22 protein-coding genes are annotated in these 26,668 nt (G+C 44.3%); 4 read left to right on the forward strand and 18 right to left on the reverse strand.

What is annotated here, in order from left to right; translation table 11 throughout:
* Nucleotides 1-46 precede the first annotated feature (46 nt).
* From typA to miaB, 9 genes are all read right to left on the reverse strand, one after another.
* Nucleotides 47-1,870 carry a translational GTPase TypA gene (typA, locus tag DESYODRAFT_RS13920; RefSeq protein WP_007784085.1) on the reverse strand — a complete coding sequence of 608 codons (1,824 nt, stop codon included), beginning with the start codon at nt 1,868-1,870 and terminating at the stop codon, nt 47-49.
* Between the two features lie 158 nt (nt 1,871-2,028).
* Nucleotides 2,029-2,274, reverse strand: a complete 246-nt coding sequence (hfq, locus tag DESYODRAFT_RS13925; RefSeq protein WP_007784086.1) for an RNA chaperone Hfq — start codon at nt 2,272-2,274, stop codon at nt 2,029-2,031.
* A 37-nt stretch (nt 2,275-2,311) separates the two neighbouring features.
* On the reverse strand, nt 2,312-3,253 hold the full coding sequence (gene miaA / locus DESYODRAFT_RS13930; protein ID WP_007784088.1) for a tRNA (adenosine(37)-N6)-dimethylallyltransferase MiaA: 942 nt from the start codon (nt 3,251-3,253) through the stop codon (nt 2,312-2,314).
* A gap of 96 nt (nt 3,254-3,349) precedes the next feature.
* Entirely contained in the window at nt 3,350-5,299 is a 1,950-nt protein-coding gene (gene mutL, locus DESYODRAFT_RS13935; protein ID WP_007784090.1) for a DNA mismatch repair endonuclease MutL, read from the reverse strand.
* Nucleotides 5,296-6,630 carry a histone deacetylase family protein gene (locus DESYODRAFT_RS13940; protein ID WP_007784092.1) on the reverse strand — a complete coding sequence of 445 codons (1,335 nt, stop codon included), beginning with the start codon at nt 6,628-6,630 and terminating at the stop codon, nt 5,296-5,298. Before DESYODRAFT_RS13940 ends, mutL begins: the two co-directional genes overlap by 4 nt.
* On the reverse strand, nt 6,627-8,294 hold the full coding sequence (locus tag DESYODRAFT_RS13945) for a hydantoinase/oxoprolinase family protein (RefSeq protein ID WP_007784093.1): 1,668 nt from the start codon (nt 8,292-8,294) through the stop codon (nt 6,627-6,629). Before DESYODRAFT_RS13945 ends, DESYODRAFT_RS13940 begins: the two co-directional genes overlap by 4 nt.
* 214 nt (nt 8,295-8,508) lie before the next feature.
* A complete protein-coding gene (gene mutS / locus DESYODRAFT_RS13950) occupies nt 8,509-11,061 on the reverse strand; it encodes a DNA mismatch repair protein MutS (protein ID WP_007784095.1) in 2,553 nt (850 codons plus the stop codon).
* Between the two features lie 134 nt (nt 11,062-11,195).
* On the reverse strand, nt 11,196-11,606 hold the full coding sequence (locus tag DESYODRAFT_RS13955) for a YlbF/YmcA family competence regulator (RefSeq protein ID WP_007784097.1): 411 nt from the start codon (nt 11,604-11,606) through the stop codon (nt 11,196-11,198).
* 80 nt (nt 11,607-11,686) lie between these two features.
* The gene (gene miaB, locus DESYODRAFT_RS13960) at nt 11,687-13,012 is read right to left on the reverse strand and encodes a tRNA (N6-isopentenyl adenosine(37)-C2)-methylthiotransferase MiaB (RefSeq protein WP_007784098.1); all 1,326 of its coding nucleotides are present in this window, start codon (nt 13,010-13,012) and stop codon (nt 11,687-11,689) included.
* 212 nt (nt 13,013-13,224) lie between these two features.
* Between miaB and DESYODRAFT_RS28725 the strand changes: the two genes are divergently transcribed.
* Both DESYODRAFT_RS28725 and DESYODRAFT_RS29565 read left to right on the forward strand, forming a co-directional pair.
* Nucleotides 13,225-13,419, forward strand: coding sequence for a hypothetical protein (locus tag DESYODRAFT_RS28725; RefSeq protein ID WP_169315900.1), 195 nt, complete (start codon nt 13,225-13,227; stop codon nt 13,417-13,419).
* A 199-nt stretch (nt 13,420-13,618) separates the two neighbouring features.
* Entirely contained in the window at nt 13,619-13,750 is a 132-nt protein-coding gene (locus DESYODRAFT_RS29565) for a hypothetical protein (protein WP_282433027.1), read from the forward strand.
* An 85-nt stretch (nt 13,751-13,835) separates the two neighbouring features.
* On the opposite strand, the gene DESYODRAFT_RS13970 is transcribed toward DESYODRAFT_RS29565, so the two are convergent.
* The 3 genes from DESYODRAFT_RS13970 to DESYODRAFT_RS13980 all read right to left on the reverse strand — a co-directional run bounded on the left by DESYODRAFT_RS13970 (nt 13,836) and on the right by DESYODRAFT_RS13980 (nt 16,781).
* Nucleotides 13,836-15,122: a D-alanyl-D-alanine carboxypeptidase family protein gene (locus DESYODRAFT_RS13970; protein ID WP_007784100.1), complete on the reverse strand. Its 1,287-nt coding sequence runs from the start codon at nt 15,120-15,122 to the stop codon at nt 13,836-13,838.
* Nucleotides 15,123-15,150: 28 nt separating this feature from the next.
* A complete protein-coding gene (locus DESYODRAFT_RS13975) occupies nt 15,151-15,996 on the reverse strand; it encodes a DegV family protein (RefSeq protein ID WP_007784101.1) in 846 nt (281 codons plus the stop codon).
* Between the two features lie 347 nt (nt 15,997-16,343).
* Nucleotides 16,344-16,781 carry an acyl-CoA thioesterase gene (locus DESYODRAFT_RS13980; RefSeq protein WP_007784103.1) on the reverse strand — a complete coding sequence of 146 codons (438 nt, stop codon included), beginning with the start codon at nt 16,779-16,781 and terminating at the stop codon, nt 16,344-16,346.
* Nucleotides 16,782-16,898: 117 nt separating this feature from the next.
* Between DESYODRAFT_RS13980 and DESYODRAFT_RS13985 the strand changes: the two genes are divergently transcribed.
* Together DESYODRAFT_RS13985 and DESYODRAFT_RS13990 are read left to right on the forward strand one after the other, a co-directional pair.
* Complete coding sequence (locus DESYODRAFT_RS13985; RefSeq protein ID WP_007784104.1) at nt 16,899-17,093, forward strand: DUF896 domain-containing protein; 195 nt, start codon at nt 16,899-16,901, stop codon at nt 17,091-17,093.
* A gap of 168 nt (nt 17,094-17,261) precedes the next feature.
* Nucleotides 17,262-17,549, forward strand: a complete 288-nt coding sequence (locus tag DESYODRAFT_RS13990) for a hypothetical protein (protein WP_007784105.1) — start codon at nt 17,262-17,264, stop codon at nt 17,547-17,549.
* A 93-nt stretch (nt 17,550-17,642) separates the two neighbouring features.
* Here the strand turns inward: DESYODRAFT_RS13990 and pyk are convergent, their stop codons facing one another.
* From pyk to DESYODRAFT_RS14020, 6 genes are all read right to left on the reverse strand, one after another.
* On the reverse strand, nt 17,643-19,379 hold the full coding sequence (gene pyk / locus DESYODRAFT_RS13995) for a pyruvate kinase (RefSeq protein ID WP_007784107.1): 1,737 nt from the start codon (nt 19,377-19,379) through the stop codon (nt 17,643-17,645).
* Between the two features lie 19 nt (nt 19,380-19,398).
* A complete protein-coding gene (gap, locus tag DESYODRAFT_RS14000) occupies nt 19,399-20,403 on the reverse strand; it encodes a type I glyceraldehyde-3-phosphate dehydrogenase (RefSeq protein ID WP_007784108.1) in 1,005 nt (334 codons plus the stop codon).
* Nucleotides 20,404-20,664: 261 nt separating this feature from the next.
* On the reverse strand, nt 20,665-21,807 hold the full coding sequence (locus DESYODRAFT_RS14005; protein WP_007784109.1) for a PRK06851 family protein: 1,143 nt from the start codon (nt 21,805-21,807) through the stop codon (nt 20,665-20,667).
* Nucleotides 21,808-21,979: 172 nt separating this feature from the next.
* Nucleotides 21,980-24,022, reverse strand: a complete 2,043-nt coding sequence (locus tag DESYODRAFT_RS14010) for a heterodisulfide reductase-related iron-sulfur binding cluster (protein WP_007784111.1) — start codon at nt 24,020-24,022, stop codon at nt 21,980-21,982.
* A 67-nt stretch (nt 24,023-24,089) separates the two neighbouring features.
* A complete protein-coding gene (locus DESYODRAFT_RS14015) occupies nt 24,090-25,079 on the reverse strand; it encodes an electron transfer flavoprotein subunit alpha/FixB family protein (protein WP_007784116.1) in 990 nt (329 codons plus the stop codon).
* A 14-nt stretch (nt 25,080-25,093) separates the two neighbouring features.
* Nucleotides 25,094-25,867 (reverse strand): electron transfer flavoprotein subunit beta/FixA family protein, encoded by a 774-nt coding sequence (locus DESYODRAFT_RS14020; protein WP_007784117.1) that lies wholly within the window; start codon nt 25,865-25,867, stop codon nt 25,094-25,096.
* Nucleotides 25,868-26,668: the final 801 nt, after the last annotated feature.

Raw genomic sequence — 26,668 nt, forward strand, 5'->3', positions numbered from 1 at the left:
CTATACGCAAGTAAAGACGAAAGGTGTCCGGTAAAACCTGATGTTATTATTTCCCTGTTAAACTCTTGGCATAGCGTACACGAGATGTGTGATCCAGGAATTTTTTACGGAGCCGGACACTCTTCGGAGTGATTTCCACCAATTCATCGTCGTTAATGAATTCCAAGGATTGCTCCAGGGATAGTTCTCTGGGCCTATCAAGGCGCAAAGCCTCATCCGCCGCACTGGTACGCATGTTTGTAAGCTGCTTTTTCTTACAAACATTTACTTCAATATCCTGCTCACGCTTATTCTCTCCAACAATCATGCCCCCATATACGTGGACACCGGGATCTACAAACAAAGTGCCGCGCTCCTGGGCCGAATAAAGGCCATAGGCGTTGGTTTCACCCTCTTCAAAAGCGATGAGTGCACCGCGGTTCCGGCCCGGGATATCCCCCTTATAGGGTTCATACCCCAAAAACATGTGACTCATCATTCCCTCTCCGCGGGTTTGGGTTAAAAATTCCCCCCGGAATCCAATCAAGCCTCTCGCCGGAATTTTAAATTCCACACGCAGCTGAGTTTCCGAGAGATTGGTCATGTTAGCCATTTCGGCCTTACGCTTTCCTAACAGTTCCATGATTGAACCTAAGGTGCTTTCATGAAGGTCACAGATTAAAAATTCCATAGGTTCACATTTGACACCGTCAATCATTTTATAAATGACTTCAGGTTTTGATACTTGAAGCTCGAACCCTTCCCGGCGCATATTTTCGATCAAAATCGAAAGGTGAAGTTCCCCCCTGCCGGATACTTGAAAACAATCGGCGGAATCGGTCTCCTCAACTCTTAAGCTGACATTGGTTTCAACCTCTTTCCAAAGACGTTCACGTAGTTTGCGGGAGGTTACGAAATGTCCTTCACGCCCTGCGAACGGGCTGTTATTAACCATGAAATTCATGGACAAGGTTGGTTCATCAACCTCAATGGTCGGTAAGGCTTCCGGGTTTAGAGCGCAGGCGACGGTTTCCCCGATATTTGCACTGGTCAATCCGGTCAGCGCCACGATTTCTCCGGCTGAAGCCTCTTGAACAATTTCCCGCTTTAAGCCTTCAAAGATCATGACTTTACCGACTTTAGTACGTTCGAAACTTTCATCCCTTTTGATTAAAGTCACATTTTCATTTTGATGAATTGTCCCGCGGACAATTCGGCCAACCACAATCTTGCCCACGTAATCATCATAGTCCAGAGTGGTAACCAGCATTTGGAACGGTGCTTCAAGATCGACAACGGGTGCCGGGATATGCTCCATAATAACCGAGAATAGAGAGGCTAAAGAGTTCTCCAGCCCATCAGGCGAGAGTCCCGCTATTCCATTGCGAGCGGAGGCATAAACTACCGGGAAATCTAATTGATCATCGTCTGCACCAAGCTCAATAAAGAGATCCAGCACCTCGTCCACCACTTCAGCCGGGCGCGCATCCGGCCGGTCTATTTTATTAATGACAACAATGGGGACCAGCTTGAGTTCTAAAGCCTTGCGCAATACGAACCGGGTTTGCGGCATCGGACCTTCGAAGGAATCAACAATCAGAAGCACTCCATTCACCATCTGCAGGACCCGTTCCACTTCACCGCCGAAGTCGGCATGCCCCGGAGTGTCAATAATGTTGATCTTCGTTCCCTGCCAGTGTACCGCAGTATTTTTTGATAAAATAGTAATTCCACGTTCACGTTCTAAATCATTGGAATCCATAACACGTTCGATTACTTGCTGATTAGCCCGGAAGGTTCCGCTTTGTTTTAACATAACATCAACAAGCGTGGTTTTACCATGATCAACGTGAGCGATAATTGCAATGTTTCTTAAGTTTCGAGTTTCCATAGTTGGGTTGAGTTCCTTTCTTTCACTAAATATAGACATATCACTTTAAGATATCATAGTTGAGTAATGAATTCAAGCACAAAGAACTAAGTCCGGATAGGCCGAACTTAGTTCTATATACTTGGATCATGTATTATTGCGGTTAATCTCTAAATTACTTAGGTTTGATTTCCTGCACTCGCCGCGGCAAAGTTAATCGGGCGGATCGGCATAACCGTCGATATGGCATGTTTGTAAACCATTTGTTGTCTGCCTTCAAATTCAATGACAACAGTGAAGTTATCAAATCCTTTAATATGCCCCTTAAGCTGAAACCCGTTAACTAAGTATATGGTCACAGGAAGGTTTTCCTTACGCACTTGATTTAAAAAGGTATCTTGTAAATTGATGGGCGATTTGTTCATATATTTTCCTCCATCACCTTATATTTCAACACTAAATCTATTTTACACGAGATTGACTGGCTCTGCAAGCTTGAACGGCAGACTCCAGTATAGTGCTGAGACCAGCCTCAATGTCATACCAGCTGATTCTTGGGTCCCGCCGGAACCAGGTTAGCTGTCGTTTGGCAAAATGACGTGTATCTCTTTGGAGTATACGCAGCATTTCCGGCTGGGTGACAAGCCCTTTTAAGTGCCAAATCGCATGACGATACCCGATGCTTTGTAAGGGCTTTAGGGCTGGAGAATAACCATCTGTTATAAGTTCAAGAGTTTCTTCGATTAAACCTTGGGAAAGCATTGCTGCGCATCTCTGATTAATACGTTCATAAATCAGCTCGCGGGGAGCCGTTAATCCGATATACACAATTGACGGATCAAGGGGCTGATATTCATCATCTCTGAATTGACGCTGGCTGGAAAGAGTTTTACCCGTTAATTCGAAAACCTCAAGGGCTCGTATGATTCGTAAAACATTGTTCGGGTGCAGCTGCTCAGCAGTTTCCGGATCCCGTTTCTTAAGTTCCTCATGCAGGAGCAGGTTTCCGTGTGCTTTGGCAAACTCATTCCATTTAATGCGTATTTCTTCACAGCCTTCCAGAGAAAACTCGTAGGGATCCAGCAAGGAACGGATATACAGTCCGGTTCCGCCGACCACAATCGGTACATGTCCACGGTTTCTTATCTCTTCCATCTTGGAGATTGCCATGGTTTTAAATTGAGCTGCCGTAAAAGGCTCTGCCGGATCCAGGAAATCTATCAGGTGATGGGGGACAAGTTCCAGTTCCGCACTCGACGGTTTAGCTGAACCAATGTCGAGTTTCCGATAGACCTGAACAGAATCTCCGGAGATGATTTCTCCGCCGATTTTCTGGGCCAAGGCCAGGCCAAGGGCTGTTTTGCCGATGCCGGTCGGGCCGATAATTATTACTAGGGGAAACACCTAACCATCTCCATTTATCATAAGCTGAGGGAAAATCATGATTCGGCCTTTTCAGATTAGTATGCCCGGGTCCCAAGGCCGGCAAACTTCAAGGGCTTATGTGCGGTAAAAGCGTTTTTCTAATTCTGAACGGGTCATTGTAATCATCGTAGGCCGTCCGTGCGGGCAGGTATATGGATTTTGAGTACGGCTGAGACTGGCTATGAGTTGTTCCATTTCAAGCAGGTTAAGTGAATCATTCGCCTTAATCGATTCCTTGCAGGCTAACATATAAATCCACTCTTCCAATATTTTATCGAAGGTCGGAGGGGAGTTTTTTAGTAAGACCTGATCAATAAACTGGCGGAGCAAATCATCGGCCTGGAAGGCCCCTGTCTGAGCAGGTACGCCACGGAGCAGATAGGTCCGGGAGCCAAACTGTTCCAGAATGAAGCCCATTTCATTGAGAATCCATAAGTTTTCTAAAAGCACTTGTTCTTCCTGAAGAGTAAACTCCATAGGCAGTGGAATCAGCAGAGCTTGGCTGGATTTTTCCGCTTGTTTGAACTCTTTCAATAATCGTTCGTAATTAATTCGCTCATGGGCGGCATGTTGATCTATCATAAGCAGGATTTTACCGTCCGTAGCCAGGATATAGGTGTTAAAGAGCTGAGTTAAGGGCCATATATGGCTTAAGGATTGACCCGATGGTTCAGGTTGGTCAGAGGGACTCTTCTGTAGGTTTAAAGTCTCGTCTGTTTTTAGCGTGAATGGATCGGAGTCTTGCCGGTCAGCTTGCTGCAGTGCAGGGCTGTCAGCTGCTTGCCTGTCTGAAACGAGAGGTTCCGGATGTTTATAAACTTGAGTTGGCTGCTGAGGGAATTTGATTTGTGGCTGACTATAGGTTTTAGGTGCTTCGGATACACGAATTTCCGACTTTTCAGCAGAGGGATTGTGGTCAGGACGAGGGATTGATTCAGAATTAGAACTACGTGTCCCGGGGAGCTTGGTTAAAGTGTTTGCAACCTTAGCTAAAGGAGTAAGGTCGGCCTTGGTTTGAATTGAAGGCAGGGGTTTGCTCTTAATCAATGTGTTATAGACCGCCTCACGTATAAAAAGAGTTAACTCTTGCTCTTCTTTAAACCTTACATCCATTTTTGTGGGGTGAACGTTCACATCATAATCTGAAGGCGGAACCGACAAATGAAGTACAGCAATAGGATGAAGCTTGGCCGGAATAAGAGTGTGATACCCTTCGGCCAGGGCACGGCTTAAGAGCGGTGAGCGAATAATCCGTCCATTGATCATAAAATATTGGGCTTGTCTGGAGGATCGGACCAGGCTCGGCGGACTGATAAAACCCTGAAGATGCCATTTTTCATGATGCACGTTGACGGGAATAAGTTGCCGGGCGATAGCATGGCCAAGGACTGCAGCTATGGCTTCCCGCAGATCTCCACGTCCGGAGGTTTGCAATACAACCTGATGAGGATGGGTTAAAGAAAAGGCAATATCCGGGTGGGCAAGGGCAATTCGCCCGACTGTATCGCTGATCAGGCCAAATTCAGTGGGTGTGGATTTTAGAAATTTTAAACGGGCAGGTGTATTGAAAAAAAGATCCCGGACAGTCACGCATGTTCCGGCGGGGCAGCCGATTTCTTTCATCTCTTCTTGTTCTCCGGCGTTAAGGGTCAGACTTAATCCGGCAGGTTGATCAGCAGGACGTGACGAAATTTCCAGCTTGGAAACCGAAGCAATACTGGGGAGTGCTTCCCCCCGGAAACCGAGAGTTCGCAATTGATCCAAGTCTTCAATCTGAGTGATCTTACTTGTGGCATGCCGGATGACAGCTAAAGGCAAGTCTTCACTTCCAATGCCATTGCCATCGTCCCGCACCCGGATTAAGGGTACCCCGTTTCCTTCAACGGTTATGTCGATATGGTTTGCCCCGGCATCTAAGGAATTTTCGACCAGCTCTTTGACCACTGAGGCGGGACGTTCAACCACTTCTCCGGCAGAGATTTGGTTTGCCGAGTGAGCATCAAGTATATGAATTAGCGCTGTCAAAACTCCCTCAGTCCTTCTTTCCTATTCCAAACATAGTATCTATCCTGCAGTTGATTCTGGAGAAAACCACTTTTGATATCATCTTTGGAATGCTGCAGCTGTTCCCAAAGGTCATAGCCTGCTTGCTCGCAGCTTGAGCAGGCCTGAAAAGGGATTCTCACGAGGATTGATTTCTGAGTATACCGTCTGGTTTCTATATAGACAGTTCCGGCACAATTACGGCACTCACGAATGTAATCTTGCCGGGATTCCTGGAATCCATCTGTATCATAATAAACCGAATGAGGTATAGAAATCCATTTTCCGTCAGGAAAATCGGATTTCTTCCGGACTGTAAACGTCGGTTTAACGGCTTGCTGCTGCTTTTTCAACTCTTGAATGTAGGGTTTAAGAGCATCTAAGGCTAACGTAGGCCGTTTCTGTTTCTGAGGTTCACGAACATGGTGATAGTCTTCTCCGGCAAGGGCCAGCAGGATGGCCAAATTGACATACGGCAGGGCTCCTTCAATGGAATAACCGCCTTCAAGGACGGCCAGATCAGGCTGAAGAAGTTCAGTTATTCGACCGTACCCGTCCGCGCTTAGGTTCATGGAAGCCAGGGGATCTGTAAAGTGATTATCCTGCCCTGCCGAATTAATAATAAGTTCAGGCGCAAAAGCCTGCAGGCGGGGCAGAACCCAATTTTCCAGGACATAGTGATAACCCTCATCCCCTGTACCCGGCGGAAGGGGAATATTTAAGGTCTGATCCCAGGCATTAGGCCCTCCTTTTTCATGAACAAATCCGCTTCCGGGATAAAGTGTGCGCCCATCCTGGTGAAGAGAAATAAAGAGAACATTGGGATCATGATAAAAGATATCCTGGGTTCCGTCCCCGTGGTGAACATCTGTATCAACAATAGCTATTCTCTTCACCCCGAAACGGGCCCGCAAATGGTTTACCAAAATAGCTTCATTATTTAGGGAGCAAAATCCGCGGTTTCCCCATACCGTAGCTCCGGAATGATGACCGGGAGGGCGTACCAGCACAAAGCCATTTTTTATCTCCCCCTTCACTTGCGCCTCTCCCAGCAGGATTGCACTTCCTGCTGCAATGAGATGGGGATCTAAGTTATCGGTATGCTCCCCTGGTGTAGGTAATATGGCCTGCGCTCCGAGGACATTTTTTATGGTGGCTACACGGGGGGAAAACTGTTTGATTTGAGGCAAATCCAGAATCCCTTCTTCAAAAAGCTGTTCCTGAGTATAGAGAAGACGTTCCTCACGTTCCGGATGAGTGTCACCTAATGACCAGTCAAAGGCTGGAAAAAATAATAGTCCTGTTCGCTTCATTCGTGTACCCTCCCCACGACACCAGGCCGCAAATGAACCGCCCCGCGGACAATTTGGCCTACGGTTTGATAATTTTGAACGATGGGAAAGAAATCAAAAGGTTCCTTTTCCAGATCTTGAATCTCAATTCCATAGTGTGCAGCTTGCTGCTGAACAAGGGTTGCCAAAAAATCGTCAATTTCCCGGTAAGGCCGCAGAGATCCTGTCCACTTCCCCTGTTCTCCGGTTTCTTCTACGCGATACTGTTTCATATAGGTATCCAGATGAAGAGTACAGTCAAAGGTAGGTCTGGCTAAAGCTGTACCGAGGGCATTGGAAACCTCCGGGAAAGCGCCGAGGCGAACGGGGGTTTTCAGACTTTTTCCTAAGGCACCTGCAATTCCTCTTGCGCCCCCGCCGGTGACTAAGGTGTTAAACTCCTTGCTTTCATGAGGATGAAGAACCTCCCAGACTTTATAGGCCGGTTCTTCCTCCCACTCCCGCTTAAGGGAATGAACGGCTTTCGTGATTCGGTCAACCATTCTGTCGATAATTTCAGTCGAGAGATCATGCAAGTGCTGAGGGGTTCTTTGGTCAGGGGGTAATAGAGCGGCCAGTCCTTCCTCCGCAAGCTGTGGGTTTCCATAGTCAATAAGCCCCAGATAACGCATGGCATCCGTCGGAGTCGGTACATCTCCGCCCAGACAATAAGCCGGACCAAGCCGGTAGTTTTCTATGCTGAAGCCTTGATCGTTTCTGCGCAGCACAGAGTCTCCTCCCACTGGGATGGAACGGACCGCAAGTGAGCGGACAAGAGTAGCAAACTCGCCGATTCGGGCTCCTTTTGAACTAAGTAAGGGAACTCCGGATAGACTAAGACCAATATCTGTCGTTGTACCGCCGATATCTACGATAATTGTCGAAGAAGCAGGGTCGGTTTGGGTCAGAGCTGCCAGCACACTTGCAGCGGGTCCGGAATAAATGGAATCAATGGGCCGCAGCTTGGCAAGGGGTATACACCCGCCGTCTGCTTTTAAAATGAAAATCTGAGCCTGACTATTCCGAGCACCTATTGCCGTCTGCAGTTGACGGGCGAATTGCTGATAAAGATCAGTTACGCCTAAATTCAGATAGGTCGTCAAACTGCGGCGATAAAAATTGGCCTGTCCCCATTCATGCCCCAGGGCAATCTTAAGTGAGGGGGTGTGTTCTTTTAAATAGGCAGCCAGTTGTTCCTCGTGAAGACGGTTTCTGTGGGAAAACTTACCGACAATTGCAACATGATCTAAATGATCCTGCCCCATCGACACTTGGAGTCTCTCCCATTCTTTCAGATCGGGAACCTCAACTTCCCTGCCCCTGAAGTCCATTTCTCCCCTTAGTTCTGTATAGCTTACCGGCCAGGGAAGTGCATTGATGTTCATCCCCTTGCCTGAGAATAAGAGTAATTCAACCGGGGAAATACGATTTTCAAGAATTGCATTGGTTACCAGTGTCGTACTGACCGTGATTTGATTAATCTCCTGCTCATTTGAGATCTTTAACCCATCAAAAGCCTTCATAAGGGTTTCTACTAAGTTCTCTGATTGGGTGGGTACCTTGGCAGTGGTTTGGATATGTCCATTGTTAATAAACACTGCATCCGTATAGGTGCCTCCCACATCAATACCGACCCGGTTAAACATAAGTTCCCCCCCTTATTCGATGTTCGAAGTTCGAGGTTCGAGGCACGACTTTTAAACTGAAACGTCGTACTGCAAACTTCGAACGCGAACCTGTATTTTAGACTCTATCCCACTAATTAATATTGGATCACTTAACTCTGAATTCCAATTAAGAACTCAAATCTTCGACCTTCGAACATCGAACATCGAACATCGAGCCTCGTACCTCGCGTACCTACATGGTTTCTTTCGAAAGTATGCGCTCACGTAAATCAAAGAGATATTGAAGGGCTTGGCGTGCTGTCATATCGTCCAAGGGAAGAGTTTCGATTTCTTGTAATAATGGATGGGTTTGCGGAACATCAAATAGGGTGAACTGAGTAATAACTTCGCTTGGTTTTGCCAGAGTATGCGCAGGCTCAGAAGACTCTAATTTTAATAATAAGGTTTTAGCACGCTGAATCAAATCATGAGGCAGACCGGCCAGCCGGGCAACCTGTATTCCATAGCTGCGGTCTGCGCGGCCGGGTAATATCTTGTGTAAAAAAACGATATCTTCCCCTCGTTCCTTGACGCCTACATGAAGGTTGAAGAGTCCCGGAAATTCATCTTGCAGCTGGGTCAGTTCATGATAGTGAGTGGCAAAAAGGGTTTTAGGGTTGAACTGAGGATCTTGAACAAGATGTTCAGCAACAGCCCAGGCGATACTAAGTCCATCGTAGGTAGCAGTCCCCCGTCCAATTTCATCGAGTATAATCAAGCTGTTTTTGCTGGCATAGTTTAAAATATGGGCGACTTCCTGCATTTCAACCATAAATGTGCTTTGACCCGCCGCTAAATCGTCGGATGCCCCTACCCTGGTAAAAATCCGGTCAACCAGAGCAATACTGGCCTTGTTGGCCGGAACAAAGGATCCCATATGAGCCATAAGAACAATCAGAGCGACTTGGCGCATATACGTTGATTTTCCAGCCATGTTCGGACCTGTGATAAGAGCTAAATGCTGGCTTCCGGACATGTGAGTGTCATTGGGAACAAAGGCACCCTGTTCCAGCATTTCTTCAACAACCGGGTGCCGCCCCTCAATGATGATAATTTGACCGTCTTTTTTGAGCTGAGGGCGTACATAATGGTTACGAACTGCTGCTTCCGCTAAACTGACAAATACGTCAATTTCGGCTAATACCTGAGCTGCACGGATAATTCGCTTCGTATTCCTGCGAACCTCTTCCCGCAAAGCTAATATCAGTTCATATTCCAGGTCTTTTAGTTTTTCCTCAGCGCCGATGATTTTTAATTCATATTCCTTAAGCTCGGGGGTAATGAACCGTTCCGCATTGGAAAGAGTTTGTTTGCGTTGGTAATCCGACGGAATAAGATGGGCATTGGCATGGGTTATTTCGATATAGTAACCAAACACTTTGTTATACCCTATCTTTAGGGAACGAATTCCGGTACGTTCCCGTTCGGAGTTTTCCAGCTGAGCCAGCCACTCTTTGCCGCCGGCTGAGATCAAACGCAACTCGTCAACCTCTTGGGAATACCCTGTTTTGATAATATTGCCCTCTTTTAAAGACAGGGGGGGATTAGAATTCAGCGCACTTTGCAATTTAGTGACAAATGGCTCAAAGCCATCCAGATCAGGAAGCCTGACTTTTAGGGATTCTGCGGAACTTGAATCGAAAAGTGTGCGTATTTCAGGCAGCAAGGCTAAGGTTTGGGTTAAGGATAATAAATCTTTGGCATTGGCGGTTCCATAAGACACCTTCCCCATCAGGCGTTCCAGATCATAGACTTCTGAAAGAAGTTTTTGTAAATCTTTACGCAGAAATGAGTCGGATACTAATTCTTCAACCGAGTTGAGCCGTCCCTCTATTTCATCTTGCCTAAGCAAGGGCTTGTCAATCCAATGTTTTAAAAGTCTTCCTCCAAAGGCGGTTTGAGTTAAGTCAAGGACCGAAAGCAAGGTTCCTTTCTTTCCGGCTCCCCGGAGGGATTCGGTCAGTTCCAGGTTACGCCGGGTCCATTGGTCCAGGAACATCCAGCGTTCGGAACGATAGGTTTTTATTTCCACGATATGAGTAGGATCAACCCCGGGCAAGGTCTCTAGTATGTAATTCCATAAACCCGCAGCGGCTTGGGCGGCTATGGGAAACTCTTGGAATAACTCCCTTTGCCCTTCAAAATGATCACGCATGGTTTGGTCCTTAAATGTCTGTCTATCCCGCACGGTACAATAATATCCCGCCCAAAGTTTAGGTTTTTTAGTTAAGTCGGGCGGCAGCAATACTTCAGCAGGGTTGATCCGGGCTACTTCGGTGAGAAGAACATCCTGATCCGTCGTTTGAAAAATGGTAAACTCTCCAGTGGATAAATCCAGAAAAGCCAACCCCCAGTGTTCAGCATAATAGACACTCGCTAAATAACGATTTGAACGTTCTGAGGCGGATTCGGTCAGTGTACCGGGAGAGACAATCCGAATAATATCACGTTTGACAATTCCTTTAGATTCTTTGGCGTCTTCCACTTGTTCGCAAATTGCCACTTTATGACCCGAATTAACAAGCTTAGACAAATAATTATCGACGGCATGATAAGGAACTCCACACATAGGAATTCGTCTTCCTTCTCCCGCGTCCCGTCCTGTCAAAGCGATTTGCAGAATAGGTGCAGCGACTTCGGCATCTTCGCCAAACATTTCATAAAAATCACCCAGCCGAAAGAAGAGAATGGCATCGGGGGCCTTTTCTTTAATACTTCGATATTGCTGCATCATCGGGGTAGTCATATGGTTTTCTCCCCTTTTAGTTTGTGTTCTGGATTATGGGGTATCTTTGTAAATAAGTAAACTAATATAACCCTAAAAGGGAAGAGCTTTGATTCAGCCCTTCCCTTTCCTAAGGTTCGGTAGGTTGTCAGGGATTAGTTCCCGCAACCACAACCTCCGCTTCCACAGCCGCCTGGACTGCAGCTGTCATCCGCACAGGAACAACCGTTTGAGTCGCCTGCGATAGCACCGGCGAGGATAGCGTTAACTCTATCCAGCATTACTGTGAATTCGTCTTGCGCTTTCATATAAGCTGCAATGGCGGCATTCGCCTCTACTTTAGCTTCAATCTCATCGACCGCTTGTTTATCAGCTTCAGAAGGCTCTTCACCATTTTGTTGGGCCAGCATAAACCGTTCTTGAGCTTTCTGTAATTCTGCAATCAATTCTTGTGCTGAAGGATCAGCAGCCATTGCATCTTCCTTGCTGTGTAATTCGGCAAGTTCAGAGCTTCGTGCAATAGCATCAGCCAATAGTTGGGCATTTTCAATAATTTCGTTTGTCATCTTCACACCTCCATTTATTACATTCTACATAGAATAGCATGATTCCTGCTATAAAGTACAGGCTCAAACAAATTCTAAAATTAGCTTTCAATAACTCCAAACAATGTCCATGAGCCGGCTTCTGTGATCCGGACATTAACTAAAGAGCCGATTTGTTCCGGCTGTCCCTCAAAAACGACAAGTTCATTGCCGCGGGTTCGTCCGACTAAGCGCTCAGGGTTCGTCTTACTAGGTCCCTCGGCCAAGATTTCAAAGATATTGCCGATCATCTGCTGCCGCCATTCCAAGCTTTTTTGGTTTTGCACACTCATTAATCTCTGTAAACGCCGCTTCTTAACGTCAAGAGGTATTTGATCTTCCATTTCGGCTGCCAGCGTACCTGATCGTTTCGAATACATAAATGTGAAGGCTTGGCTATAATGGATTAAGTCCATTGTTTCTAACGTCAGTTCAAAATCCCTTTCACTCTCGCCTGGAAAACCAACAATAATATCCGTTGTCAAACTCGCCTGGGGCAGAAAGGCATGAATCTTTTCAACCCGACCTAAATAGTATTCCCTTGTGTATTTTCGATTCATGCGCTCTAAAATGAAATTACTGCCTGATTGGATAGGAAGATGAAAATGTTCGCAAAGCTTTTTCCCATGAGCAACCGTTTCAATCAGCTTATCGGATAAATCCTTGGGATGAGACGTAATAAAGCGTATCCGTAAAAGGTCCGGTATTTGATCGACCTCTTGAAGTAAATCTGCGAAGTCATACCCAGGAGAAAATTCCTGACCATAAGAATTAACATTCTGACCAAGCAACGTTACTTCCCGGCAGCCGCTGGAGACAAGGTCTCTGATTTCCTGAATGATTTCTTCAGGTTTACGGCTTCTTTCTCTCCCGCGTACGTGAGGAACAATGCAATACGAACAGAAATTATTGCAGCCGTACATGATATTTACATTAGCTTGCAGCTTGCCTTTTTCGGCTTGCGGCGTCGATTCTATGGTCATCTTCGGTTCTTCCCAGACTTCCGCAACCTTTTCTCCCTGTTCAGCCTGATGCAGAAGTGCGGAAAAATCATGCAAATTGTGAGTCCCGGCCCAAATATCAATATGAGGGGCTCGTTTTTTCAAACGTTCCAAGGCACCAGGCTGTTGGACCATACACCCACTAATCGCAATTTTTAAGTTTGGATTTCTTTCTTTAAGTCGTTTTAGTTCACCGATTTTCCCGAGGATTTTATTTTCGGCACTTTCTCTTACACAACAGGTATTAATGATGACTAAATCGGCATCCATAAGATCATCTGAACTCGTGTAGCCCTCTTGCCTTGTAATTTGGGTCAATGTTTCGGCATCACGTTCAGACATCTGACAGCCGTAGGCCAATGTCACAACCTTTTTGTCCTTCTTCAAGAATGTTCAACTCCCAATGTACCCATAATTCATATATCCCATTATACTGGTTTATTAATGCAAGAACAAATTCTGATCAGTTCACCAATCTACTCACTGCTTTTCAGCGTAATAAGCAGGCTACTTTTGGTCACCCTGAAAAAGACCTCAAAAACATTCAAAGAATCTGTAGACCTCAAAGGAAGGCAGCTTCTCCCACAGAAGTGAACTCATTGCATGGAGAGACGTTAAAATCCCACAAGCCGGCGCGGGGAAACGTAGCCACGGGTTCACATCAAAGGTACTACCCGGAGGTTTGGCACGAAAGTGTCCGGTGGACAGTTTCGCCGAAGCGGCTGTCTACAAAGAATACTTATCCGCTGAAGGTAGCTCCCACGCCGGTGAGTGGGCAAGCCTCGGAGTGCTGAGGTACGAAGACACTGTCTTCGCACGAATTAACTAATCTTGCACGGATGTGGGAGAAGCTGCCCGACCCAAAGGACCTATTTTCATCATCTGATGGTGCAGTAGGCGGTATGGGCGGCTACACTGAAAAAGGCCCTAAAGACACGCAGAAAAGTCCCCAGACCCGCAAGCAGGGCAGCTTCGTCCACAGAAGCGAACCCATTGCATGGAGAGGCGATAAAAGCCCACAAGACGGTGCGGGGAAACGTAGCCACGGGTTCACATCAGGTACTACCCGGAGGTTTGGCGAAGTCCCGCACCGGCAAGTGGGCCAGCCTCGGAATGCTGCGGTGAGTGGATGTGGATGAAGCTGCCCTACCCAAGCGCACTCACGTTTTCATCCTCTGATGAGGAAGACCAAACTTTCTTCCTAAGAAGATTACTTCAGCCTTGATTCATGTGAATCAAAATTACCGGATAAATTCCTTCTTCTTGTTGAGCGCCTTACTTGCCGCCGCCAATAACGAGTCCTGCGTCTTCTTTGATAACTATTAACCATAAGTGCTATAAACGAAATAGTAAGAATTGAACCGATAATCCAAGCCAGATGAGATGAGCCTACCGAATCAATTCCGGATTTCTCCTCGACGCCCCTTGAGGTTTTGAGGGGCAATGTGTTTAAGAGTGTTTCTCCCTCCAGGATTTCAACATGGCCAACCACCTGCCCCTTTTCTACAGAGGTTAATGGATTAGTGTCTTGAGTTACACGCAGATTCAGCGAGGCTTGAGGTTCGTTTAGTTTCTGGGTCATATAAATCGGATCGTCAAGAATAAGATCTACTGGTTCATTATTAACGATAATTGATGAAATAACTGACCCCCTGGACTTAAAAACCGTGCTTTTATACTGGGAAAAGCCATAGTTAAACATAGCCTGCATATCAGTCCAAATCTCTTTTCCCGGTGACTTGAGAATCACGCCAATCAGCTGACGTCCATCTTTGGAGGCTGAGGCAACAAAACAATTTTGAGCGGCTTGTGTGTACCCTAATTTGATTCCATTGATTGAAGGGTCTTTCCATAATAATTCGTTTTGATTAACCATTAGAATGGGAACATTCTCTTTGGATCTGGAGATAGGATGGGTTTTGGTGCGAACATACTCTGCGAACATAGGATTTCGATAAGCGGCTCGTGCTATAAGCGCGAGATCGTGAGCGGTGGTGACATGCCCTTCCTCTGTTAATCCGCTTGGATTCACAAAATGAGTTTGGGTTGCCCCAATATCAAGAGCCTTTTGATTCATCATTTCGACAAAGCTTGGTATATCACCGCCGCCAATATGCTCGGCAAGGGTAACTGCTGCATCATTAGCAGAGTTTAACAAGGTAGCATAAATCAGATCTTCAAACCCTATTTTTTCCCCGGGCTCCAGGTATATCGCAGTACCATAAACCAACTTATTGTTGAGCATTGTTGAGCTGACCGTTACAATATCACTAAAATTTCCTTTTTCGATGGCCAATAGTGCTGTCATAATTTTTGTGGTGCTTGCGGGAGCTAATTGCGTATTTGGATTTTTCATAAAAAGAGCTTGTCCGGACATTACGTCTATCAAGTAGGCCCCTTCTCCGCGTATGACCGGCGGAGGTTCTTCTGCATAAACAGGGGGCGTAACACTAACCAGGCTATAAAGCATAATAAAGACTGTGATGATCAATTTCATTGACGAAAATGCCTCCTAAAATGAAAAACTACCTTTGATAAAAAAGTGCCAGGGTTCCTGGTCCCGTATGACTGCCAACAACACAGCCGACTTCACTGATCAAAATATCCTTTGTCTGGACACGCTGCCGAATTTCATGAGCTAAGAGCTGGGCATCTTCATAACAAGCGGCATGAGATATTCCTATCACTTGTTGCTCCGGGTGAACGATCTCTTGTTCCATAACATCAACTAATTTACGAATTGCCGCCCGACGGGTGCGAACTCTGGTAAAAGGCTCGATGGTTCCCTCAGGAGTAAAATGCAAAACAGGTTTAACATCAAGCAGGCCGCCAATAAATCCGGCTGATCGGCTGACTCTTCCCCCTTTAACAAGATATTCAAGGGTGTCCAGGGTAAAAATGTAACGCATTTTCTTTCGGTATTCTAAGATTGTCTCTTCAGCCTCTGCCCATGACGAGGCCGTTTTTAAGGTATCTTGGGCGAATAGCGCCAGCAGCCCATGTCCGAATGAAGCACCTAAGCTATCAATAATGTGAACCCTTTCCGGAGCTGAAGTCATTTCCCGAATCATTTGTGCGGTCGAAGCGGTTGCACTTATACCCGATGAAAGATGAATAGCTACTACCTCATGCCCTTCAGATAAGGATTTTTCATAGTGCTCCAACAGGGAATTCGGATTAGGCTGAGACGTTTTGGGCAGCTCTTTAAAGGCAGCAAATTGAGCATAAAAATCTTTGGTTTGCAGGTCAATCCCTTCCAAGTAAGTCTTATCATCGATGGTTACCGGCATTGGAACAATAATAATTCCTGCTGAGGACGCAAGGGCACGGGGAATATCTGATGCGCTGTCAACAATTACTTTGAAGGACATAGTACACCTCCAACTTAAGTATAACTTAATTTCTATTCGTGGATGAGCAGAGAATATCCTGCCATTCTGTACAAAAAAATAAAGCCTATCGTTGCGATAGGCTAATCTACACTATTATATATTCTAACCAGGTTGGGAATAGAACGAGCTAAATCTGTTGAATGATTGCATGCTGACCAAGGATAGCCATAACCTTTGGAAGTTCTTGCTTCTTTACGACCCGATAATTGACTTCTTCTCCTTCGATCCAAGTTACAAGAAACATAGAATCCCTTCTCTCCTTGTATTATGTATACATAATACCATGGGAAATAGGATAATACAATCACTGCATCAATAAATTTTATTTATGATAAAAGCACCCCGGATTTTTTTTGTTTAGCAAAAATAGGCTGTAACCGCTGCCAAATTTCGAATTTGCGGACATCAGCAGGACGACCTTCCCGGTTAACAAAGACGTGGAACGTCTTCCCTTCCGCCACAAGGGTTTCATCGTGATAAACGTGATAAGTAAAGGCAATACTTCGCGAAGTCATTTTTTCGACTTCGGTGACTATAACAAGCTCCTCATCGTAATGAGTAGATTTACGATAGCGGCAATTAGCTTCTACTACAGCCAATCCTAAACCTTGTTTCTCAAACTCCGTATAAGGAAGGTTTAACTCCCTGAATAATTCCGATCTTCCAACTTCGAACCAAATCAAATAATTGGAATGATAGACAATTCCCATTTGATCTGTTTCCGCATAGCGAACCCGTAAACGTGTATTAGATGACAATCCCATTATCTATGACCCTCTTTCAGCAAATTATTGATTACACACAATTTGTATACATTTTATCCAATATGGTATAATGTGCAAAATTCAATTTTAGACAGGGTATATAGGAGGTATCTTTCCTTGAGCATTTCACCCATGCAAGTATTTATTGAACGTATTAATGAGTTGTCCGGAAAGCAGCGTTCTATTGGCTTAGAAGAATGGGAGCGCGCTGAGCAAGAGGCATTGCGCCAGGAATATTTGACTTATATTCGTGAACAAGTTAAAGATACTTTGAGCAAAGCTCAGGCAGCAAAGGATTCCCCTATCCAATAGCTATGGAGTGCAAGAACTGTCTTGCACTCTTGTAGCAGCCTAATACTTTAAATCCCTTTAAATAGTTAATGATTCTCCAGATCTTGAAAAACGTATTTGTTTTAATCATTGGGCAAATAATAAGAACGGATCAAAAATCTAAGTTTAGATTAAGGAGGAGGATCATCTTTGCCGGAACGCATTATAAAGTACGGAGGAGTAAAATTTCGAAATCTTGTTCCCCCTGTCAAGATAAACCGCTTTGTCAACAGTTTACCCCGCCATAAACGGGAATCGCTTTTTGAAATTGCCAGTGAACTTCAGCATGCGGGACTAATTAGAGTATTTAATGACAGGTCACATAGTACAATTGACAAAGATATGATGGATGATCAGATGACCAACACCGGGAGCTTTTCCCATGAACTCCAAGGATTCAAACGACATAAAGATGACTCACTAACTCTTCCCAAATAATTGATTCAGCTAAGCATAACCAGATAAACGCGAATAGTCAAACTTAAGACTATTCGCGTTTATTAATGTAAAATTTTTTTATGGAATTTAAAATCAGAGAATACTTACGGAGCCCTCATACATCATGCCGGTTAAAGCGTCGACTGTCAGTGTCTTACCGTTTTCAACCTTGGAAAACGCCTCAACAGCACCAACAATTGTCGGAATTCCATACTGTAATCCTGTGATAGCAGCATGGGACGTTAAACCTGCTTCTTCAACAACCAAAGCTCCTGCCCGGGAAATCAATGGTATAAAGCGCGCATCGGTTGACTCTGCAATCAGAATATCTCCCTCATTGAAGAGATCCGTTTCCGGATATTTAATCGTTCTGGCAAAGCCGGAATACGACCTGCGTCCAATTCCGGTACCTTTGGCTAAAATATTGCCCATTATTTGAACTTTAATCATATTTGTTGAGCCTACCTTGCCAATAGGTACGCCAGCTGTAATGACTACCACATCACCGGCATGAATTAAGTTTTGTTTTAATGATGTATTCACAGTAATTGACAACATTTCATCTGTTCCTGTGCTTTCAGGAACGATGATGGGTTTTACACCCCATTGCAATGATAGCTTTCTGGCCGTAGCCTCAAAAGGGGTTGCAGCCACAATCATGGCCAGGGGCCGGTACTTTGAAATCATCCGCGCCGTTAGGCCTGAATGAGTTGGGGTTAGTATCGCAGCAGCCTGGAGATCTTTTGCTATTGTATAACTTGCAAAACTAATGGCTTCCGCAACGTTAAGCTGAGAATTCCGGGAAGATTGATTGTTGGCACATGTCTTCTCAGTACGTTTGGCTAACTTATCCATCATTTTTACCGCTTCGATGGGGTAAAGGCCTGCCGCAGTTTCTCCGGAAAGCATAATTGCATCCGTTCCATCCAGAATTGCATTGGCGACATCACTGGCCTCAGCTCTTGTTGGTCTTGGCTGGCGAATCATAGAGTCTAACATTTGAGTCGCAACAATAACCGGTTTGCCCAGCAAATTACACTTGCGAATCATTTCCTTTTGTCTGATCGGGACTTCTTCGACAGGAATTTCAACCCCCAGGTCCCCGCGTGCAACCATGAGTCCATCCGCGACTTCAAGAATATCGTCTAAATTATTTAATCCTTCTTGACTTTCAATTTTGGCAATAATATGGACATCCGCACCCATTTCTTCAACGACTCTGCGTACGTCCAGAATATTTAAGGCTTTACGGGTAAACGAAGCCGCAATAAAGTCAATACCCTGTGAAATCCCAAAGCGTATATCATCGATATCTCTCTCAGTAACGGCGGGCAGGTCTATGAGCGCATTGGGGGTATTGACTCCTTTTTGTGATTTCAGAATTCCGCCATTACGAACAATGGTATGAATCATTTCTTTGGCGACGGAAGTAACTTCTAGATCAAGCTGACCATCATCAATGAGAATGTGACTGCCTGCTTTTACCTTGGTCCATAGATTGGTATAAGTGATTCCAACTCTTCGTTGATTTCCGATGGTCTTGAGATCGGTATCCAACACAAATTCAGAGCCGTTTTCCAGAACAACCCCTGCTTCAGGAACTATCCCAGTCCGTACTTCAGGACCTTTAGTGTCCAGAAGTATGCCTAAAGGCTTCCCGATCCTGGCGGCTTCTTCTCTAAGAATCGCGATTCTTTGAGCATGTTCTGCATGAGTTCCATGAGAGAAATTAAGTCGGGCAACATCCATACCTGCGGCTAGAAGAGCTTGAACCTTTTCTTTAGACTCACTTGCCGGACCGATTGTACAAACAATTTTCGTCCTTCTCATAATGCGCCCTCCATCTGACTTAGAATCCTTTTGTTACCATTAATTTTACTAAATCCAAAATCCGGTTTGAATAACCCCATTCATTATCATACCAGGCTAATACTTTTACCATTCGATCTCCCATCATCATTGTCGATAATCCGTCAACAATTGCACTGGCCGGGTTACCGTTGAAATCATGAGAAACCAGAGGTAATTCTGTATAAGCGAGATATCCTTTCATTCGACCATCGGCTGCCTGCCGCAGGGTAGCGTTTACGTCTTCCTTAGTCGTGGGCTTGCTTAAAAGTGCCACAAAATCAACCAAGGAAACGTTTGGAGTCGGCACCCTAACTGCGAGGCCATTCATTTTACCTTTTAATTCAGGTATGACAAGACTAACGGCTTTAGCGGCACCTGTGGTTGTAGGAATCATCGATTGATAAGCGGCTCTTGATCTGCGCCAATCTTTATGTTCTAAATCTAAAATCCGTTGGTCATTGGTTACTGAATGGGTTGTTGTCATCATAGCATGTTCAATGCCAAAGGCATCCAACAAAACCTTCGCCAGCGGAGCAAGACAATTCGAAGTACAAGAAGCATTGGAAATGATATGGTGTTTTTGCGGATCATATAAATTATCGTTAACACCCATGACTATCGTAATATCTTCATCTTTTCCCGGAGCGGAGATAACCACTTTTTTAGCCCCTGCCGTAAGATGTTGTGCAGCAGCGTCTCTTTTTGTAAAGCGTCCTGTTGACTCTATGACGATATCAACTCCCAGCTTACTCCATGGCAAATCTAAGGGGCTTTTTTCTGCGAAGATTTCAATCTGCTTACCATCAATAATCATGGTTCTTCCATCTATTTCGACTGAATTAGGAAGAACTCCATGAACTGAATCATGCTTGAATAAATGGGCCAACAAATCAGGGCTGCCTAAATCATTAATAGCAACCACTTCGAAGGGCAGAGTTTGGGTAAGGGATGCTCTGAGCGTAAGTCTACCTATCCGGCCGAAACCATTTATTGCTACTTTCATACTTGTTACCTCCTCTTAATACTAACTAATTAGATCTGTTTACGGACAGAACATAACTTATACTATATTCTCCGACCAGGAAATTAATTCCTGCGTTATTAGTATCTGCATAATAATTTAATATTTATGAATATTACTATAAATTACAATGCAAGTTGATCCCTTATATACAGTTGATTACCATTATACTTCCCAAAAAAGAAAAAAACTTGCAAAAGCTTGGCACTGCAAGTTTTAACAAAGTAGTCAATTAAGAAAATGTTATAGTTTTGATGTCTGCTGTGAATTTACAACCGCTACTGCTTCTTCTGACGCGTACGATATAATCGTTTCGAGCACGGACTTGAGCTTGTTTTCAACTCCTGAGAAGTCCATAGCCGGCACATAATACCCTTCCAGTAAATCATGAGTCGCTTTCGCACTTGCAGAATGCTTGAGAGCTCTCGCTATATGTTGGTTAACCCGAACCTGACAATCTTTAATTTCATCACCGCAGTTTTCCATAAGCTGGCTCTGATTAAGGCTTTTTTCAAAATCTAAATTGATAATTTCACCGTTGAAATTTGGTTTGTATACATAGGGCTCACAGTCAATTACCAAAGCAATTCGAAGATCAGGAAGGATAATAAGATCCAAATGCTCAGGGTCAAGTGTATTATGATAGTATTCAATATCCAAACCATACATTGCAGCACGCTCGGCAATTCTGGAAAGGAATGTCGACTTACCGGCCCCCGGCTGCCCTTTCAGTATGTAGAGTGTTTCAGTTTTATTAAGTAATGTATCGATAAATTGTGTCTTACCTTGCGGTGTATGCCCCCATGCAAATAAATGACGTTCTTTGCCATGCTCTTTAGGTGTCATTCTAAAGATTTCTCTTTGAACTTTTAAGGTCATTTGGTTAATTTGATTCCAATCCTGATATTGAGATGTATAATATCTCCATTCATCCAAGGCATTCTTCGCTTCTTTTAAGGCAAAGTAAGCGCGGGGATAATAACTGGAAGCCTTCGAACTATAGGTTGTTATTTCTTTTCTTGATTTTTTAAGGATATCTTCGTTCCAATATTCACCGAGGTTAATGATTTCATCCACTGCACCCGGGTTTTTCGGATCCACCACATGAGGAGCTGTGCCATCTAATAATCCAATTTTGAGTTCAGGAATAACGATTCCATCAATAGAACCGTTATCAGAAGAACAACAATGATATTCCAAATCGTAACCTCGATCCAGCATGGCTTGGGCAATTTTCTTCATAAATGACGATTTGCCTACTCCAGGTCCTCCTTTAAGTACAAATATATGGTTAGCATCTTGCTGTATCATGTAATGATAAAATGAGTAAAAACCTTCTGCTGTGACGGCGCCCGGAAACATCTTTTTAATATGTGCATTTGCCATATAGAAATTCCCCTTTCTACTTTTGAGTCCGACACACCATTTTTATTCAGATAAACTAGTATTAGTTCCGGTTTTCAAAAATATTCATTGTGCGACTGCTCCTACCTCCTTGAAAAAAATGAAAGCCCAACTGATTCTATCAGCTGGACTTTCGCCATCCTGCAAACTCATATTACAAGGATTTTTCTAAGATCTCGGCTATATCTAAAGCCTTCATTTGTTCACCGACTTCACGAGCTGCAATTCCATCAGCAATCATAGTCAGACAGAACGGGCAAGCCGTACCGACAAAATCTGGTTTTATAGCGATGGCCTCATCTGTACGCATTTCATTAATACGTTGTCCTTCATGCTCTTCCAGCCACATTCGGCCCCCGCCGGCACCACAGCAGAAACTCTTCTCACCGGTGTGTGACATCTCTTTAATATCCAACCCGACCGCTTTAAGCAATTCGCGAGGTTGTTCGTAGATTTCATTGTAACGGCCGAGGTAGCAAGAATCGTGATAGGTAACCGTTTTCCTGTCAGCTTTAGTCAGTTTAAGTTTTCCGGACTTGACCAGGTCTAAAAGGAATACGGTATGGTGAATAACTTCAAAGTTTCCACCGAGTTGTGGGTATTCATTCTTTAAGAAATTATAACAGTGAGGGCATTGTGTAATAATTTTCTTAACTCCATACCCATTCATAACTTCAATGTTTTCAGATGCTAAGGAATAGAATAAATACTCGTTTCCTAATTTACGAGCGGAATCGCCGCAGCATTTTTCTTCATTCCCCAGTATAGCAAAGTGAACGCCTGCAGCTTGAAGTAACTTAACAAGGGCTGCTGAAACTCTTTGATTGCGTGCGTCAAATGCTCCGGAGCAGCCGGGCCAATACAGATACTCAGCATTGGGATCCTCTTCAAACGTCTTAACCCCGAGACCTGTGAGATAATCTGCACGTGTACTCCAGCCGATTCCCCAAGGATTACCGTTATTCTCCATATTACGGAAGGCTAATTGTGCTTCACCTGGGAAGCGTGTCTCCATGAGGACAAGGTTACGTCGCATATCAATGGTTTTGTCAACATGTTCTACAAAGACCGGACATTGTTGTTCACAAGAACGACAGGTCGTACAAGCCCAGAGATCGTCTTCAGGGATAACTTCTCCAATCAGGGCCCGTCCTGTCCACTCTTCCGCTTCTTCAGTCTCACTTGCAACAGCAGCTTCCTGGCCGGCAGTCTGGTTCATAAACTTGTTTTGAGTTTGGAGAGCAGCACCCGTTTCTTCCATTAATACACGCATATCTTGAATAATACGCTTCGGATTTAAATGCTTGCCGCTTAAGTAAGCGGGGCAATTATCCTGGCAACGTCCGCAGCGCAGGCAAACATCGGTATTAAATAACGTCTTCCAGGAAAACTCTCGTAATTGACTTTTTCCAAAGGTTTCAAGACTCTCATCTTCAAAATCAATAGGTTCCGGAATTCCGATAGGTCCGCGATTACGGAAGAACTGGTTAAGAGGACCTAATAGGATATGGAAAAGTTTTGAATATGGGAAGTAAGCAATGAACGCCATGGCGAGGACAAGGTGCAACCACCACAAGAAAACATGTAAGGACAAAAGTTGCGCTTCATTAAGCAATGCTTTCAGTGGAACAGACATCCATTGTCCGACAAAAGCATACCCCGCCCATGGATCCGGCAAAACAGCGATGCGTGCCCCTTGAATAATAAAGCCGGTTAATAGGATGGCAAATAATAGAGCGAGAGTGATAGCATCATCAGGTTTATTGTCTAAACGGTCCGGACGTTGGATATACCGCCGATAAGCGGCAACGACAATACCAATTAGAGCAGCAAGTCCAAATAAGTTAGCGGTAACTTTGATAAAAAGATACAGCCAGCCATGGAATAAATTGAGGGAAAAATCAGCTTGGAGAGTAATGATGGCCGTAGCAAAAGCTAAAAATAAAAATCCAAAGAATATACTTGCATGCATTAACCCTGGATAACTATCTTTAAAAATTCGTTTATGGGCAAAGGTATAAACAATAACGTCTTTAATCCCTGGCCAAACGTCTTTCCAGCGATTTTCTGGCTGCCCTAATTTCCAAAGCTGGAGTCGTTTGTATACTCCATACCCAAAGATAGCTAGTGAAATGATAAAGAACAGATATAGCCATATATGACCTTCAATGTTCCAATACACTTGACGTGTTGCCATTCTTTTCTCTCCTTACCCTTTTATTTAAGGAAGCGCCTTGGAGAGGCGCTTCGCTAAATGCTATTCCTTATTCATTGACTAGTTTCTTAAACTCTTCAGTCAATAAGGGAACGACTTCAAATAGGTCACCAACAATACCATAATCGGCAACATTAAAGATATTTGCTTCAGGGTCTTTATTAACTGCAACAATGAATTTTGAGGACCCCATGCCGGCTAAGTGCTGGATTGCTCCAGAAATTCCGCAGGCGATGTAGAGTGTAGGCGCAACCGTTTTTCCTGTTTGTCCGACTTGGAACTTGTGCTCTTTCCAGCCAGAGTCTACAGCAGCACGAGATGCTCCAACAGCGGCACCGATTACATCAGCCAATGCTTCAAGGATGACATAATTTTCGGGACCTTTCATTCCGCGTCCGCCGGAGACAATGATATTTGCTTCAGTAAGCTCCGGACGCTTGGAAGCTGCCACTGCAACTTCCTTAAGGATAGCAGCTAAATCAGCGGAATCGATCTCTGCAGCTTCTTTGACGACTTCGGCCTGACGGGCAGCGTCCGGAGGAGCTACTGGAAACGTATTGGGACGAATCGTTGCCATAATTGGGCGAACGTTTGATGTAAGGTGAGCGAAAGCTTTACCTGCATAAATCGGACGCTTAAAGTTTAAGAAGTTATTCGAATCAATTTCCATGCCAGTGCAGTCCGAAGCTAAGCCAACTCCAAGACGTTGAGCTAAACGTGGAGCAAGGTCCTTACCTACAGCTGTGTTGCCAAGTAAAACAGCTTGTGGCTCTTCTTTACGGATGAGTTTATTAAGCACAGATGTATAGGCGCCTGTCGTGTATTCTGCCAGCTTAGCATCATCAATTAGTATTACTTTGTCTGCTCCGCTTTCGGCAACGGTTTTAGCAAGTGCCTCAATGCCCTGACCGAGTATTACAGCTACTAAGGGTTCACCTGTTTCATCCGCAATTTTGCGGCCTTGGCTGAGAAGTTCTAATGAAACCTTACGAATTTGTAAGTTGCGTTGTTCGACAATTACCCAAATCCCTTTAGCCATGTTTAAATCCTCCTTTACAGAACCTTAGCTTCTTCACGCAAGAGTTTTGCTAATTCACTGGCGGCTTGTGCAGGTTCACCAGGAATTACACGTCCCCCCTTGCGAGGAGTAGGTAAGCTATATTCATTTATTGTCATTTTTGTGGCCAGATCTCCAGCGCTTAATCCAAGATCAGCAATGGTTAAGGTTTTTAATGGTTTCTTCTTAGCTTTCATAATGCCGGCAACGGATGGATAGCGAGGTTCATTCAGCCCTTTTTGTGCAGTAATTACAGCCGGTAGGCTTACTTCTATTGTCTCAGTTCCACCATCGATTTCGCGGACTACTGTTGCTTGTGTTCCAGCAATATCAAGCTTCAGAACACTGCTGACTGAAGGAATATTTAATGCTTCTGCTAAACGGACGGCAATTTGACTTGCACCGTCATCAATAGCAATACGACCAGCCAGAATTATGTCATAAGGGATTTGGGCAACTGCTTTAGCCAGAATTGCTGCTCTGCCACACTCATCTGTATTTTCTACTTCAGGATCATTGACCAATACACCTTTGTCAATCCCCATTGCTAATGCAGTGCGGACGGCTTCTTGGGCACGTGGGCCTCCCATACTTACAACGGTTACTTCACCGCCAAACTTTTCTTTAAGCCTGATTCCTTCTTCAATGGCAAATTCATCGTAAGGGTTGATAATTAAATTAACCCCATTGGCATCGATTTTACCGTTACCATCTAGTACGATCTTAGCCTCAGTATCAAATGTTTGTTTGATGAAAACGACAATATTCACACTGTTTCCCCCTTACTGCAACAAAATTAATACTCAAGAATGACGATAATTAAGTCTCACCGGTACCTTTGATAGACGAGGTGACGAGCCTCCATTTAAGATAACTACGTCTTTGACTACAAAGTCCTCCTCCAAGAGACACCTAAAACACTTATCTTGTTCATAACACCCCCTATAAATGCGTGAGAAGGAATTTATTTCCAACACAAGTATTGTAGACTCTGACTAGTCCCAGGCTAAGCAGAGTTCCCAGCAAAATCCTTGGACAACCGCATAAATAAGATAAATTTCACATATTGTCGAAATATGTGATTATAAAATATGTAATTATCAATACGACCTTAACTCAACTTTGAACGTAATAAAATGCACAAGCTGTTATAATCTCTCTCTCCCACAAGTAAAGACTAGCATTCAGCGCTCAATAAGTCAATATGGCCATAATTAATAAATCATATAGTACATTTATCCTACTAATGACGGTTTGGCATTGTTGGAATTTTTCTGTGTTATCAGACTATTCGACTAAAATCCTACAAATCCTCTTTTTACGACTAAACTTATTTATGATTGATACATTACCAAATATTATAAAGGAATAGTTGACCGATAAAAAGGAGTGCGCCTATGCACACTCCCTCTTTAGCGATACTTATGGGCTTTTATGGCTTAATCGTTTCTGAATATTACGCTCTTTATGCGTATCAAACTCCTGGTAATGCGGATCTCTTACGGTTACCGGTGATTTTGGTCGCGATACTTTCTTGTGAGCACCCATTATTGATCCTCCCTTTCCGTAAG

Origin of the sequence: Desulfosporosinus youngiae DSM 17734, from assembly GCF_000244895.1 — a bacterium.
GTDB lineage: Bacteria > Bacillota > Desulfitobacteriia > Desulfitobacteriales > Desulfitobacteriaceae > Desulfosporosinus > Desulfosporosinus youngiae.

Coding starts and splice junctions, on each gene's coding strand:
- DESYODRAFT_RS13980 (WP_007784103.1), bottom strand. CDS start 16,781: ATGGGATTGTCATCTAATACACGTTTACGGGTTCGCTATGCGGAAACA.
- DESYODRAFT_RS13970 (WP_007784100.1), bottom strand. CDS start 15,122: ATGAAATTGATCATCACAGTCTTTATTATGCTTTATAGCCTGGTTAGT.
- DESYODRAFT_RS13975 (WP_007784101.1), bottom strand. CDS start 15,996: ATGTCCTTCAAAGTAATTGTTGACAGCGCATCAGATATTCCCCGTGCC.
- mutS (WP_007784095.1), bottom strand. CDS start 11,061: ATGACTACCCCGATGATGCAGCAATATCGAAGTATTAAAGAAAAGGCC.
- pyk (WP_007784107.1), bottom strand. CDS start 19,379: ATGAGAAGGACGAAAATTGTTTGTACAATCGGTCCGGCAAGTGAGTCT.
- DESYODRAFT_RS14005 (WP_007784109.1), bottom strand. CDS start 21,807: ATGGCAAATGCACATATTAAAAAGATGTTTCCGGGCGCCGTCACAGCA.
- typA (WP_007784085.1), bottom strand. CDS start 1,870: ATGGAAACTCGAAACTTAAGAAACATTGCAATTATCGCTCACGTTGAT.
- hfq (WP_007784086.1), bottom strand. CDS start 2,274: ATGAACAAATCGCCCATCAATTTACAAGATACCTTTTTAAATCAAGTG.
- DESYODRAFT_RS13945 (WP_007784093.1), bottom strand. CDS start 8,294: ATGTTTAACCGGGTCGGTATTGATGTGGGAGGCACCTATACGGATGCA.
- DESYODRAFT_RS14015 (WP_007784116.1), bottom strand. CDS start 25,079: ATGGCTAAAGGGATTTGGGTAATTGTCGAACAACGCAACTTACAAATT.
- DESYODRAFT_RS13940 (WP_007784092.1), bottom strand. CDS start 6,630: ATGAAGCGAACAGGACTATTATTTTTTCCAGCCTTTGACTGGTCATTA.
- gap (WP_007784108.1), bottom strand. CDS start 20,403: ATGAAAGTAGCAATAAATGGTTTCGGCCGGATAGGTAGACTTACGCTC.
- DESYODRAFT_RS14010 (WP_007784111.1), bottom strand. CDS start 24,022: ATGGCAACACGTCAAGTGTATTGGAACATTGAAGGTCATATATGGCTA.
- DESYODRAFT_RS13955 (WP_007784097.1), bottom strand. CDS start 11,606: ATGACAAACGAAATTATTGAAAATGCCCAACTATTGGCTGATGCTATT.